This is a genomic window from Paraburkholderia sp. WC7.3g (assembly GCF_050436345.1).
Classification (GTDB): Bacteria; Pseudomonadota; Gammaproteobacteria; order Burkholderiales; family Burkholderiaceae; genus Paraburkholderia; species Paraburkholderia podalyriae.
This window is the reverse complement of record NZ_JBNDMA010000002.1, coordinates 1,893,013-1,907,602: the sequence shown is the minus strand read 5'-3', so window position 1 is coordinate 1,907,602 and position 14,590 is coordinate 1,893,013. Positions and strand designations below refer to the sequence as shown.

Sequence of the window (14,590 nt, the reverse complement as noted above, 5' to 3'; positions counted from 1 at the left end):
GCGCCGCACGATCGAGCGATCGCCTACCGTGTACTGATTCCTCTCATCGCGTCGATCGAGCGCGCGGGCAACCCGCTGCCTGAGCCCAGGCCGGACCCCGCAGCGCGTTGCCCGCCGTCGCGCGCAGCGCACGCCGCCTGAGCCGGACCCGCCGCCGCGAGCGCAGGCGCGCCAGCCGCCGCCCCCGCCGGTTCGGCGCCTGCGGCACCCGGCTCTGGCAGCGACAGATAGAACGTCGTGCCCACCCCCTCCTTCGATTCCGCCCATACGCGCCCGCCGTGCCGCTCGACCATCCGTCGCACGAGGGCGAGGCCAATGCCCTCGCCGGCCGCCGCATTGCCATGCAGACGCTGAAACGCGGTGAACAGGCGCGGCAGCGCGATCGCCGGAATGCCGACGCCGTTGTCGCGCACGTAGAAGATCCGCAGCGAATGCACGCCCGGCGGCGCGGGCGTCGTGCCGATTTCGATGCGGCCCTCGCGCGCGGGGTCCAGATAGTTGACCGCATTGCCGACCAGATTCGCGAAGATCTGTTCGAGCGCGGTCTGATCGCCCCATACCGTTGGCAGGTTGCCGACGGTCACGCGCGCGCGCCGCGCGCGAATCGAGCCCTGCATCGCGTCGACGACGCGTTGCACGATGTCGCGCACGTCGACCTTCTGGCGCCGGTACTCGACACGCCCCACGCGCGACAGCCGCAACAACGCGTCGATGATGTGCGACGCGCGCAGCACGGCGCTCTGCAGATAATGCAACGCCTCGCCGATGTCTTCGTCGATGACCCACTCGATACGCTCGCGCGTGTTCATCGCCAGCGACGAGCCGCGCACCGCATCGCGCAACTCGTCGCAGGCGCGGATCAGTTCCTTCGAAAAGCCCTGCAGGTTCACGAGCGGCGCGCGCAGATCGTGCGACACGCTGTAGACGAACATTTCGTTGTCCTGGGTCTGCTGGCGCAGCGTCTCGTTGATGCGCGCGAGTTCGGCGGCACGGCGCTCGAGGTCCGCGTGAAAGCGCGCCTCGATGCGCTCGGCTTCGAGCAGACGCCGGCTCGTCTCGTGCAAGGTCAGATCGAGCCGCGCGATTTCATCGCTGCCCGCGCCGACCGGCGCGAGCGGCTCATTGCCGGCGAGCCGGCCCGCGTTGTCGGACAGCAGCGCGAGCCGGCCGCGCACGCCGCGCGTGAACATCCAGACGGCGAGCGCGACGAACACCAGCGAACCCAACGCGGCCGCGACGATCAACGTCTGTTCCCGCTCGCGCACCGCGGCGACGGAACTCGAGCGCGAGGTATCGAGGCGTCGCTCCTCGGTCTGGAACGCGGTCACCTGCAAACGGAAACGATCGAGCACGTCGGCCCGCGCCAGATCGTGGAAGCGCTCGAGAATCTCGCCGCGCCGTCCGGCGTGCAGCACGTCCTGGATCCGGTCCGACCACTGGCGATAGGCCTGCGCCGCCTGACGCACCTCGGCCACGCGCTCGACCTGGGCGGGATCGTCGGCGACGAGTTCGGCGAGCTCGTCGATGCGCCGGTCGACGTCCACCCACACCGCGAGCGGGGTCGTGAAGTGCGCGTCGCTGGCAAGCACCGCCCCACGCAGCGCGACCGATTCGGACAGTACCGGATCGAGAATCGCCGTGGTCTGGCGCAGCACCTCCTCGCTATGCATTGCCCAGCGCTCGGCCAAGGTCGCGTCGGCCTGCGCCTTCACCAGGCTGGAGAGCAGCGCGAGTTCGAAGACGGCCGGGATCGCGATCAGCAACAGGCCTTTAGTGGTCAGTCTCATGCGGTCCCATTGGACGGGTTGGCCGGCGGCTCATACACGGAGTCGGCACATTATGTCGGCGTTTGCGCGCGACGACAAAGAGGAAACGAACCGGGCGACCATAGCAACGCGACGCGTCAGGATTCCGAATGAGGATGTAATTTAAATCGAATATTTCGCCCCCGTCTGGGTCACCCCGCCCATCGATGTCGCCTCGCGCACTTCATTGGTGCTTTTTATATCTATAGAGGTGCATGGCGCGCCCCGCAGCGGATTGCGCAAAACGGTCGGATTGCCATCCCGGTGCCCGTTTGCACCGCATCGAAGCAATCCGCACGATTTTGGCCCACTTCTTGCTCGCATAGCGCACTTTTTTGGCATAAGCGGGACATATCGATGGAAAGTCTGAAATACGGGCTCCAAATTCAACCCGCAGCTGTTCGCGACGTTCGTGCTGGTCGGCTTCGTTTATCCGTTCTTCGAAGGCATCGCGTGGAATGACCGCTTCGGCATCCAGGGCTGGCTCACCCGGGCTTTCGGCGCGCCGTTCCATGACTTCGCGGGCTCCGTGGTGGTTCACGCGTTCGGCGGCTGGGTCGCGCTGCCGGCCGTGCTGCTGCTCGGCGCGCGCCACGGTCGCTATCACCGCGACGGCGGCATCGCCGCTCATCCGCCGTCGAACATTCCGTTTCTCGCGCTCGGCGCATGGGTGCTGACGGTCGGCTGGTTCGGCTTCAACGTGATGAGCTCGCAGACGCTCGACAAGATCAGCGGCCTCGTTGCCGTCAACTCGCTGATGGCCATGGTCGGCGGCACGCTGACCGCGTGGTTCGCGGGCCGCAACGACCCGGGCTTCACGTACAACGGCCCGCTCGCGGGACTCGTGGCCGTGTGCGCGGGCTCGGATCTGATGCATCCGCTCGGCGCGCTGGTCACGGGCGGCATCGCCGGCATGCTGTTCGTCTACATGTTCACCTGCGTGCAGAACCGCTGGCGCATCGACGACGTGCTCGGTGTGTGGCCGCTGCACGGCTTGTGCGGCGCATGGGGCGGCATCGCGGCGGGGATCTTCGGCACCCACGCGCTCGGCGGGCTGGGCGGTGTGTCGTTCGCCTCGCAGGTCATCGGCACGCTCGGCGGCATCGTCGTGTCGGGGCTCGGCGGCACGGTCGTGTATGGCGTGATCCGCATGACGGTCGGTCTGCGGCTCGACCAGGAAGAGGAGTACAACGGCGCCGATCTGTCGATTCACAAGATTTCGGCGACGCCGGAGTGAACCTGGCGGCGCTCGCGGGAAGTGGGACAGGCGCGGGCCACGAGCCTGTCCCCAAATGCCCCGCGCCGATGTTAGACTTCGCGCCTGGAGATGGCATTCTCCATTAACCGCCCTTGTGGCTGATGATGCCTGCTACGCCCGGTTATGCGGACGCGGCATCAACTCGCCCGCATCAACCGGTTTGTCGACATTCCGGTTCGATCCTCTTCCATGTATTGGTCTTTTCTCGCTGTCGCGATTGGCGGCGCTCTCGGCTCGCTGTTTCGCTGGTTTCTCGGCTTTCGACTGAACGCGGTCTTTAGCGATCTGCCGCTTGGCACGCTCGCCGCCAACATGATCGCCGGCTACATCATCGGCGTGGCGGTCGCGGGCTTCGCGCGCGTGCCCCAACTCGCGCCGGAATGGCGACTGTTCGTCATCACCGGTCTGATGGGTGGCCTGTCGACGTTCTCGACGTTCTCCGCCGAGGTCGTACAGCGCCTGCAGGACGGCCGGCTCGGCTGGGCGGCCGGCGAAGTGGCGATTCACGTGAGCACGTCGCTGATCATGACGATTCTCGGCATCGCGACGGTTTCTTTGCTGGCGCGCTGAAGCAACGCCCGCGAAATCAGTTCAAAAACGCGGTTTTAAAGTCACCTTCCCGAGTCGTCAACCCGCTGTGCAGATGCCATTGGGGCATTCGTTTTGCTGCGGACTTCGTTAATGCCCCGACAATAAAAAAAAGGCGTCACGTTGCCGCGACGCCTTAAAAGTTCTAGCCATTCCGAGGGCCGTGCTAGAACCTGAGAGAAGGTATTCGAAAACCGCAAGCCCATATAATGGGTGATCGATCCTGGATTCCGGGATTTTGCGCTCGCATGCATCAGATGCAACCGACGGAGCGACTTTCGAAATGAGGTTCCATTTTTTATGGTTATGCTGACTAAGTCAAGCAAAAAGATGTAGTCGCCCCCGCCAATCGGAAATTTCTTCCGATACAATGAATTTCCTAAAAATAATCGAATGAACGCCCCGGTTTGGAGATGCCCGCGCCCGCTGCGAGCGGCCATCACCAGGTTGTCGAACGAACAATTTGAAATACTGTTCCAAAAAACGCATGAACCGCTCCACACGTAGCCAAACCGTCGCCGCCAAGGTCCCCGCCGGCAAAGACCGGGACGGCCCGGGCGATGAAGTCACCGCGCTCGCGCGCGGCCTGACCGTATTGCGCGCCGTCGCGGCCGCGCATGCTCCACTTAGCAATCGCGAACTCGCCGAGTTGACCGGCATTCCGAAGCCCACGGTGTCGCGCATCACCGCGACCCTCGTGGGCACCGGTTTTCTACTGCGACTGCCCGACAGCGAGCGCTTCGTGCTGACCTCGTCAGTGCTGGAACTAAGCAACGGCTTTCTGCGCAATTTCGACATCCGCTCTCGCGCGCGGCCATTCCTGATCGAACTCGCGGAATGCACCGCGTTATCGGTCCATCTCGCGGTGCGCGACCGCTACGACATGGTCGTGATCGACACCATCCGACCGCGCTCGGCGGTGCTCGTGTCGCGGCTCGAAGTCGGCGCGCGCATGAGCCTGACGCGCACCGCAGTCGGCCGGGCATACCTCGCGTCGCTCGCGCAGCCGGACCGCGACCGCCTGCTCGCCGGCCTGCAAACGGCCGAAGGTGACGACTGGGGCCACATCGGCAGCCGTCTCGAAAGCGCGCTCCGGGACACGCTGGAACGCGGCTTCGCGATCGCCACCGGCGAGTGGCACGACGGTTTGAACGCGATCGCCCTTGGCTTTGTCGGGCCGTCAGGCGAGCGATACGCGGTCAACTGCGGCGGCTCCGCCGACCAGTGTCCGCGCGACTGGCTGATTTCGCGCGCCGCGCCCGCGCTGCTCGAATGCATCGACAAGATCGTGCTCGAGATTGGCGGCGCCCCGGGGCGCCGGCTCGACGAATAGGCCCGTCGGCCGCAACGGGCGCCAAATGGCGCCACGCGCTGGCGGCCTGGGCGGCGCCAGCCGCCTTCGATCCGCGCAATGGCGACGGTAGCCCGCCTTCGCCCGACGCTTCGCCAACATCCTGTAACCTTCGTAATCAAACGAAAAATACGCAGCTGGACTGTTACGGAGGCCGCAACGTACGATCACGCATCCCGTCGCGGGAACGCCCTCGGCGAGCCGCGAGCGCCGTCGAAACGGCCTCGCCCATCCGTGATGATTTCGCCCATCCGTGATGATTTCGCATTGCGTTAACATCTCTGTCCCGCGCCTCGAGTAGCATCGCGCTGAACATTGCGCGGCGCCCGCCGCTACAACCGCCTGATATGCCGCCCATGTGCCGGCCCGCCGCCCTTCGAATGGCGGCGACCGCCTGAGCGGCTCACATCATAAAGCCAGCCACCTGACCGAACCGATGGACGAACAACCAAAGCACCCGGAAACCCAACGCCCTGCCGCTTCCCAGCCATCCGCGAACGGAGCGCAAGCGAGCGCGCCCGGCGCGGTGAAACGCCGCCGTGGCCGCACCATCGCGCTGATCGTCGCGGTGCTGGTCGTGCTCGGCGCCGTGCTGTGGCGCTGGCATCCGTGGGGCGGCCCGGGCAGCGGCGCCAGCGCACCGGCTGCCGCGAGCGGCGCGCGCGGCGGCCGCTTCGGCCGCGGCGGTCCGAACGCGATGGCCAACATGCCGCAGCCGGTGCACGTCGCCGCCGCGACGCAGGGCGAGATGCCGGTCGTGCTGACCGCGCTCGGCACGGTCACGCCGCTCGCCACCGTCACCGTGCTGCCGCAGCTGAGCGGCGTGCTGCAGGACGTCTATTTCAAGGAAGGCCAGATGGTCAAGAAGGGCGACGTGCTGGCCCAGATCGACCCGCGCCCCTATGAGATTTCGCTGCGCAACGCCGAAGGTACGCTGGTGCGCGACCAGGCGCTGCTCGCCACCGCGCGCCTCGATCTGAAGCGCTATCAGACGCTGCTCGCGCAGGACTCGATCGCGAGCCAGCAGGTCGACACCCAGGCGTCGCTGGTGCGGCAATACGAGGGCACGGTGAAGTCCGACCAGGCGAACGTCGACAGCTTCAAGCTCGACCTCGTCTACGCGCGCATCACCGCGCCGGTGTCGGGGCGCGTCGGTCTGCGCCAGGTCGACCCGGGCAACTACGTGACCTCGGGCCTGACGAACGGCATCGTCGTGATCACGCAGCTCGATCCGATCAGCGTGGTCTTCACGACCTCCGAGGACAACCTGCAGCAGATCATCCAGCACACGCAGAACGGCGAGCAGCTGTCGGCCACCGCGTACGACCGTAGCAACACGCACTCGCTCGAAGTCGGCTCGCTGAAAACGATGGACAACCAGATCGACACGACCACCGGCACGATCAAGCTGCGCGCGATCTTCGAGAACAAGGACAACGGCTTGTTCCCGAATCAGTTCGTCAACACGCGCCTGCTCGTCGATACGATCCGGAACGCGGTGATCGTGCCGACCTCGGCGGTGCTCAACGGCTCGATGGGTCCCTTCGTGTACGTCGTGAAGTCCGACAACACGGTCACTGTGCGCCCGGTCAAGGTCGGCCCGGTCGACGGCGAGCGCACCAGCATCCAGTCGGGTCTCGCGCTCGGCGAGCGCGTCGTGATCGACGGTTCGGACCGGCTGCGCGAAGGCTCGAAGATCACGATCCCGGCCGAGCGGCCGCGTGGCGCATCCGGCGCATCCGGCGCATCGGCCGCATCCGGCGCGCACGGCGCGAGCGCTCCGGCGAGCGCCTCGGGCGCGCACGCACATCGCGGCCGGCACGCGTCGCAAGCCTCGCAATAAAGTAAAGGCACGACACTTACCGCATGAATCCATCCCGCGCTTTTATTCTGCGTCCCGTCGGCACCGCGCTGCTGATGGCGGCGATCATGCTGGTCGGCCTCGTCGCGCTGCGCTTTCTGCCGCTCTCCGCGTTGCCCGAGGTCGACTATCCGACGATCCAGGTGCAGACCTTCTATCCGGGCGCGAGCCCGGACGTGATGACGTCCTCGGTGACGGCGCCGCTCGAGCGGCAGTTCGGGCAGATGCCGTCGCTGAATCAGATGTCGTCGCAAAGCTCGGCCGGCTCGTCGATCATCACGCTGCAGTTCAGCCTCGACCTGCCGCTCGACATTGCCGAGCAGGAGGTCCAAGCGGCGATCAACGCGGCGGGCAACCTGCTGCCGTCCGACCTGCCCGCGCCGCCGATCTACGCGAAGGTCAACCCGGCCGACGCGCCGATCATCACGCTCGCGATCACGTCGAAGACGCTGCCGCTCACGCAGGTGCAGGATCTCGCCGACACGCGTCTCGCGCAGAAGATTTCGCAGGTCGCGGGGGTGGGTCTCGTGAGCCTTTCGGGCGGCCAGCGCCCGGCGATCCGCATTCAGGCGAACCCGCGCGCGCTCGCCGCGTATGGCCTGAATCTCGACGACCTGCGCACCACGATCTCGAACCTGAACGTCAACACCCCGAAGGGCAATTTCGACGGCCCGACGCGCAACTACACGATCAATTCGAACGACCAGCTGACCGACGCCGACCAGTACAAGAGCGCCGTGGTCGCATACAAGAGCGGGCGTCCGGTGATGCTGACCGACGTCGCGAGCATCGTCGCGGGACCGGAGAATACGAAGCTCGGCGCGTGGGTCGACACAACGCCCGCGATCATCCTGAACGTGCAGCGCCAGCCGGGCGCGAACGTGATCCAGGTGGTCGACAGCATCAAGGCGCTGCTGCCGCGGCTACAGCAGTCGCTGCCCGCCTCGCTCGACGTGCAGGTCGTCACCGACCGCACCACGACGATCCGCGCGTCGGTGCGCGACGTGCAGTTCGAACTGGCGATGTCGGTCGTGCTGGTCGTGCTCGTGATGTACCTGTTCCTCGCCAACGTCTACGCGACGATCATTCCGAGTCTGTCGGTGCCGCTGTCGCTGATCGGCACGCTCGCCGTGATGTACCTGTGCGGCTTCTCGCTCGACAACCTGTCGCTGATGGCGCTGACCATCGCCACCGGCTTCGTCGTCGACGACGCGATCGTGATGATCGAGAACATCGCGCGATATGTGGAGGAAGGCGACACGGCGCTCGAAGCCGCGCTGAAGGGCTCGAAGCAGATCGGCTTCACGATCATTTCGCTGACGGTCTCGCTGATCGCGGTGCTGATTCCGCTGCTCTTCATGGGCGACGTGGTCGGGCGCCTGTTCCATGAATTCGCGATCACGCTGGCGGTGACGATCGTCATTTCGGCGGTCGTGTCGCTGACGCTGGTGCCGATGATGTGCGCGAAGCTGTTGCGCCACACGCCGCCGCACGACAGTCACCGCTTCGAGGCGAAGGCGCACCGCGCGATCGACTGGGTGATCGCGCGCTACGCGGTCGCGCTCACGTGGGTGCTGAACCGTCAACGCTCCACGCTGGTCGTCGCGCTGCTCACGCTGGTGCTGACCGGCCTGCTGTACGTGTTCGTGCCGAAAGGCTTCTTCCCGGTGCAGGACACCGGCATGATCCAGGCGATCACGCAGATGCCGCAGTCGGTGTCGTTCGCATCGATGGCCGAGCGTCAGCAGGCGCTCGCCGACCAGATCCTGAAGAACCCAGACGTCGAAAGCCTGACCTCGTTCATCGGCGTGGATGGCAGCAACATCACGCTGAACAGCGGCCGCATGCTGATCAACCTGAAGCCGCGCGACGACCGCAGCAACACCGCGAGCGACGTGATCCGCCAGTTGCAGAAGGACGTCGCGCATATTCCGGGCGCGTCGCTGTACATGCAGCCGGTGCAGGACCTGACGATCGACTCGACCGTGAGCCCGACGCAGTATCAGTTCATGCTGACCGATCCGAACATCGGCGAATTCACGACGTGGGTGCCGAAGCTGGTCGACCGGCTCAAGCAGTCGCCCGAACTCGCGGACGTCGCAACCAATCTGCAGGACAACGGCCGCTCGGTGTTCATCGAGATCGACCGCGAGACCGCCGCGCGCTTCGGCATCACGCCGGCCACCATCGACAGCGCGTTGTACGACGCGTTCGGCCAGCGCATCATTTCAACGATCTTCACGCAGTCGAACCAGTACCGCGTGATTCTCGAAGCGCAGCCGACGATGCAGCACTACACCACGTCGCTGAACTCGATCTATCTGCCGTCTTCCACGTCGACGGGCGGCCAGGTGCCGCTGTCGTCGATCGCGAAGTTCATCGAGCGGCCCGCGCCGCTGCTGGTCACGCACCTGAGCCAGTTCCCCGCCACCACCGTGTCCTTCAACCTCGCGCCGGGTTCGTCGCTCGGCGCGGCCGTGAAGGCGATCGAGCAGGCCGAAAAAGACGTCGGCCTGCCCGCGTCGTTCCAGACGCGCTTCCAGGGCGCGGCGCTCGCGTTCCAGGCGTCGCTCGCCAACGAGCTGTTCCTGATCCTCGCGGCGATCGTCACGATGTACATCGTGCTCGGCGTGCTGTACGAGAGCTTCATCCATCCGATCACGATTCTGTCGACGCTGCCGTCGGCCGGCGTCGGCGCGCTGCTCGCGCTACTGATCACCGGCCACGATCTCGACATCATTGGGATCATCGGCATCGTGCTGCTGATCGGTATCGTGAAGAAGAACGCGATCATGATGATCGACTTCGCGCTCTACGCCGAGCGCGAGGAAGGCAAGCCGCCGCGCGAGGCGATCTACCAGGCGTGCCTGCTGCGCTTCCGGCCGATCCTGATGACCACGCTCGCCGCGCTGCTCGGCGCGCTGCCGCTGATGCTCGGCACCGGCGCGGGCTCGGAGCTGCGCCGTCCGCTCGGTATCGCGATCGCCGGCGGCCTGATCGTGAGCCAGCTGCTGACACTGTTCACGACGCCGGTGATCTATCTCGCGTTCGATTCGCTCGGCCGCCGGCTGCGCGAGCGCTTCCACCGCGGCGATTCGTCCGGTAGCGCCGCGCCGCCCGCCACCGATGCAGGGAACTGAGCGATGAACCTGTCGCGTCCGTTTATCTCCCGACCGGTCGCCACCACGCTGCTGGCGATCGGCATCGCGCTGTCGGGCGTGTTCGCGTTCACGAAGCTGCCGGTCGCGCCGCTGCCGCAGGTCGACTTCCCGACCATCTCGGTGCAGGCAACGCTGCCGGGCGCGAGCCCGGAGACCGTCGCGACGAGTGTCGCGAGTCCGCTCGAGCGGCATCTCGGCTCGATCGCCGACGTCACCGAGATGACGTCGCAAAGCTCGGTCGGCTCGACGCGCATTACGCTGCAGTTCGGCCTGAACCGCAACATCGACGGCGCCGCGCGCGACGTGCAGGCGGCGATCAACGCGTCGCGCGCCGACCTGCCCGCGAGCCTGCGCAGCAACCCGACCTACCACAAGGTCAACCCGGCCGACGCGCCGATTCTGATTCTCGCACTGACGTCCACCACGCTGACGGCGGGCCAGCTCTACGATTCGGCCGCAACCGTGCTGCAGCAGTCGCTGTCGCAGGTGCAAGGGGTCGGCGAAGTGGATGTCAGCGGCTCGGCGAATCCGGCCGTGCGCGTCGAGCTGCTGCCGCATGCGCTGTCGCATTACGGCATCGGCCTCGAAGACGTGCGCGCGGCGCTCGCCGCGGCCAACGCGAATAGCCCGAAGGGCTCGATCGAGTTCGGCGAGAACCGCGTGCAGTTGTACACGAACGACCAGGCGAGCAAGGCGTCGCAGTACAAGGACCTCGTGATCGCGTATCGCAATGGCGCGCCGGTCAAACTCTCCGACATGGGCGAAGTCGTCGATTCGGTCGAGGATCTGCGCAATCTCGGCCTCTTCAACGGCAAGCGCTCGGTGCTGGTGATCCTTTACCGGCAGCCCGGTGCGAACATCATCGAGACCGTCGACCGCGTAAAGGCGATGCTGCCGCAACTGCATGCGTCGCTGCCCGCCGACGTCGACATTTCACCGACCTCGGACCGTTCCATTACTATCCGCGCGTCGCTGCGCGACACCGAGCGCACGCTCGTGATCGCGGTCACGCTCGTCGTGATGGTGGTGTTCCTGTTCCTGCGCAACTGGCGCGCGACGCTGATTCCGAGCGTGGCCGTGCCGATCTCGATCATCGGCACCTTCGGCGCGATGTACCTGATGGGCTTCTCGATCGACAATCTGTCGCTGATGGCGTTGACGATCGCGACCGGCTTCGTCGTCGACGACGCGATCGTCGTGCTCGAAAACATCTCGCGCCACATCGAAGACGGCGTGCCGCGCATGAAGGCCGCGTTCATCGGCGCACGCGAGGTCGGCTTCACGGTGATGTCGATCAGCATCTCGCTGGTCGCCGTGTTCCTGCCGATCCTGCTGATGGGCGGCATCGTCGGGCGGCTGTTCCGCGAGTTCGCGCTGACGCTGTCGCTCGCGATCGCGGTGTCCCTTGTCGTATCGCTGACGCTCACGCCGATGATGTGCTCGCGCCTGCTGCGCGAGCCGCACGAAAAGCGGCAGGAAACCCGCCTCGGCCGCTGGCTCGAACGCGGCTTCACGTCGATGCAGCGCGGCTACGAGAGCACGCTCGGCTGGGCGCTGCTGCATCCGCTCCTGATCGTCATGGTTCTGCTGCTGACCATCGCGCTGAACGTCGCGCTTTATATCATCGTGCCGAAGGGCTTCTTCCCGCAGCAGGACACGGGGCGCCTCGTCGGCGGCATCCAGGCCGACCAGAGCACGTCTTTCCAGGCGATGAAGGGCAAGTTCTCGGAGATGATGGCGATCGTCAGCAAGAACCCGGCGGTCGACAGCGTGGTCGGCTTCACCGGCGGCCGGCAGACCAACTCGGGCTTCATGTTCGTGTCGCTGAAGCCGAAAAGCGAACGCAAGCTCTCCGCCGACCAGGTGATCCAGCAACTGCGCGTGCCGCTCGGCGACGTGGCCGGCGCGCGCACGTTCCTGCAGGCGGTGCAGGACATCCGCGTCGGCGGACGGCAATCGAACGCGCAGTATCAGTTCACGCTGCTCGCAGACTCGACGCCCGATCTGTACAAGTGGGGGCCGAAGCTCACCGAGGCGCTGCAGGCGCGTAAGGAGCTCGCGGACGTGAACTCCGACCAGCAGCAAGGCGGCCTCGAAGCGATGGTGACGATCGACCGCGCAACGGCATCGCGCCTCGGCATCAAGCCCGCGCAGATCGACAACACGCTGTACGACGCGTTCGGCCAGCGCCAGGTGTCGACGATCTACAACCCGCTGAACCAGTATCACGTCGTGATGGAAGTCGCGCCGCGCTACTGGCAGAGCCCGGAGATGCTGACGCAGATTTTCGTCAGCACATCGGGCGGCAGCGCGAGCGGCGCGCAGACCACCAATGCGCCGGCCGGCACCGTGACGTCCAAAGCGACCAGCACGGCGACCACGACGAGCGCAGCAACCGGCGGCACCGCGGCCACCACCGCGACGAGCGCGGCCAGCATCGCGGCCGACTCCGCGCGCAATCAGGCGATCAATTCGATCGCGGCGAGCGGCAAGTCGAGCGCATCGTCTGGCGCGGCGGTATCGACCGCGAAGGAAACGATGGTACCGCTGTCGGCGATCGCGAGCTTCGGGCCGGGCACCACGCCGCTGTCGGTCAATCACCAGAGCCAGTTCGTCGCATCGACGATCTCGTTCAACCTGCCGCCGGGCGTGTCGTTGTCCACCGCCACCCAGGCGATCTACGACACGATGGCCGAGATCGGCATGCCCGCCACGATTCACGGCAGCTTCCAGGGCACCGCGCAGGCGTTCCAGCAGTCGATGTCCGATCAGCCGATCCTGATCCTCGCCGCGCTCGCGGCGGTGTATATCGTGCTCGGCATCCTCTACGAGAGCTACATCCACCCGCTGACGATCCTGTCGACGCTGCCGTCCGCGGGCGTCGGCGCGCTGCTCGCGCTGCTGCTGTTCAAGACCGAGTTCAGCATCATCGCGCTGATCGGCGTGATCCTTCTGATCGGCATCGTGAAGAAGAACGCGATCATGATGGTGGACTTCGCGATCGAGGCGTCGCGCCAGGGGCTGTCGTCGCGCGACGCGATCTATCAGGCCTGTCTGCTGCGCTTCCGGCCGATCATGATGACGACCTTCGCCGCGCTGCTCGGCGCATTGCCGCTCGCGTTCGGCAGCGGCGAAGGCGCGGAGATGCGCGCGCCGCTCGGCATATCGATCGTCGGCGGGCTGATCGTCAGCCAGATGCTGACGCTCTATACGACGCCGGTCGTCTATCTGTATATGGATCGCATCCGCGTGCGCTGGGAGGCGAGAAAGGCGCGCCGCGCGGGTGGCGCGGCGCCGACGTCGTCATGATGCAGTGGCGGTGGCGCGCACAGCGGTGGCGCTCACAGCTTCTGCGCGATGGCCAGCGAGAAAATCCGCTGCCATCGGCGCGCCATCCGTTCGTTCGGCATCGGCACGAGCCACTCGCCATGCCGTGAGTCCTTGACCTTCAGCGCGAGTCGCGCCTGCGCGTCGCGGCCCTGTGCTTCGGCGCCGAGCAGGTCGGCGAAGATATACGCGCCCTGCTGATCGCCGACGCGAATCTCGCAGAGCCGCTTGGCCGCCGCGAGCCGCACCGACCCCCAACTGCCCTTCAGCTCGTGCGTCCAGTCGCCGTCGCGCACGTTCGGCGCGACTTCGCGGCGCCGCTGCCGCCAGTACGCGAGCGCACCGGCGATCAGCAACGCAACCAGCACGGCGACGCCCTCGGCCACCACCAGCCCGAAAGCGGCCTGCAGCGCATAAAAGGCGCGCACCGCGCCGTATCCCAGCGCGATCAGCGCAATCAACGCAACGACAATCGGCATCGCAAGCTCTTCCGGTAAAAGGTTTTAGCCTGGCACAGGCGATACGCGATGCCACACGAGGCACACGCGGCCCTTCATTGACCCTTATGCGCGGCCGCCCACTCCTTGAGCGCGTTCAGCGTGTTCTCGACATGCTTCTCGGGCGACAGGCTCGTGTACTCGTAGATGATCTTGCCGTCGGGCGAGATCACGTACGACACGCGATTCGCCATGCCGGCCTTCATCGGCATGCCCGCGTCGTATGCGCTGATCACCTTCGCGTCGGCGTCGGCCGCGACCGGGAATTTGCTGCGGCATTCGCTGACCGAAAACTTCGTTAGCGTATCGATGTTGTCGTGCGACACGCCGATCACCGACGCGCCGTATTGCTTGTACTCGTCGACCGCATCGGCGAACTCGTGCGCCTCGATCGTGCAGCCCGTCGTGAACGCGGCCGGATAGAAGTACAGCACGACCGGCCCCTTCTTCAGTTCGTCGGCAAGCGAATACGTGTAGGTCTTGCCGCCGAGCGAGGCCTCGGCGGTAAACGTCGGCGCCGTGTCGCCGGGCTTCAGGGTTGCCGAAGCGAGCGGCGCATGCATGGCGAATCCGAACGCCATGACGGCTGCCAGTGCCGCCGGTAGGTGTTGTTTCTTCATCTGCTTCTCCATGCGTGAGCGCACGCGGTTGATCCGGTCAATCGAAGACAGCTTCGGCCGCCGTCACGGGCCGTCGCTGAACTGTCCATTGGACCACGGATGCGCACGCGGCGTCAGTCACC

8 protein-coding genes, 1 pseudogene and 1 riboswitch are annotated in these 14,590 nt (G+C 65.9%); of the genes and pseudogenes, 6 read left to right on the top strand and 3 right to left on the bottom strand.

Features of this window, described 5'->3' with window-relative positions:
* Positions 1-23: 23 nt before the first annotated feature.
* Entirely contained in the window at positions 24-1,787 is a 1,764-nt protein-coding gene (locus OKW43_RS20260) for a sensor histidine kinase (RefSeq protein ID WP_429449383.1), read from the bottom strand.
* Positions 1,788-2,184: 397 nt separating this feature from the next.
* Here OKW43_RS20260 and OKW43_RS20255 point away from each other — a divergent pair.
* From OKW43_RS20255 to OKW43_RS20230, 6 genes and pseudogenes are all read left to right on the top strand, one after another.
* Positions 2,185-3,042 (top strand): annotated as a pseudogene (locus OKW43_RS20255) (ammonium transporter); the annotation flags it as partial.
* Between the two features lie 77 nt (positions 3,043-3,119).
* Positions 3,120-3,181: riboswitch (Fluoride riboswitch) on the top strand.
* A gap of 71 nt (positions 3,182-3,252) precedes the next feature.
* Entirely contained in the window at positions 3,253-3,633 is a 381-nt protein-coding gene (crcB, locus tag OKW43_RS20250; RefSeq protein ID WP_187632838.1) for a fluoride efflux transporter CrcB, read from the top strand.
* Positions 3,634-4,138: 505 nt separating this feature from the next.
* Entirely contained in the window at positions 4,139-4,984 is an 846-nt protein-coding gene (locus OKW43_RS20245; RefSeq protein ID WP_187632839.1) for an IclR family transcriptional regulator, read from the top strand.
* Positions 4,985-5,438: 454 nt separating this feature from the next.
* Positions 5,439-6,845 (top strand): MdtA/MuxA family multidrug efflux RND transporter periplasmic adaptor subunit, encoded by a 1,407-nt coding sequence (locus OKW43_RS20240; RefSeq protein ID WP_429449380.1) that lies wholly within the window; start codon positions 5,439-5,441, stop codon positions 6,843-6,845.
* A gap of 23 nt (positions 6,846-6,868) precedes the next feature.
* Positions 6,869-10,003, top strand: a complete 3,135-nt coding sequence (locus tag OKW43_RS20235; RefSeq protein ID WP_429449378.1) for an MdtB/MuxB family multidrug efflux RND transporter permease subunit — start codon at positions 6,869-6,871, stop codon at positions 10,001-10,003.
* 3 nt (positions 10,004-10,006) lie between these two features.
* Positions 10,007-13,333 carry an efflux RND transporter permease subunit gene (locus OKW43_RS20230; RefSeq protein ID WP_429449376.1) on the top strand — a complete coding sequence of 1,109 codons (3,327 nt, stop codon included), beginning with the start codon at positions 10,007-10,009 and terminating at the stop codon, positions 13,331-13,333.
* Positions 13,334-13,365: 32 nt separating this feature from the next.
* On the opposite strand, the gene OKW43_RS20225 is transcribed toward OKW43_RS20230, so the two are convergent.
* Positions 13,366-13,830 carry a hypothetical protein gene (locus OKW43_RS20225; RefSeq protein WP_187632843.1) on the bottom strand — a complete coding sequence of 155 codons (465 nt, stop codon included), beginning with the start codon at positions 13,828-13,830 and terminating at the stop codon, positions 13,366-13,368.
* 74 nt (positions 13,831-13,904) lie between these two features.
* Positions 13,905-14,468: a peroxiredoxin gene (locus OKW43_RS20220; protein ID WP_187632844.1), complete on the bottom strand. Its 564-nt coding sequence runs from the start codon at positions 14,466-14,468 to the stop codon at positions 13,905-13,907.
* Between the last annotated feature and the right edge of the window lie 122 nt (positions 14,469-14,590).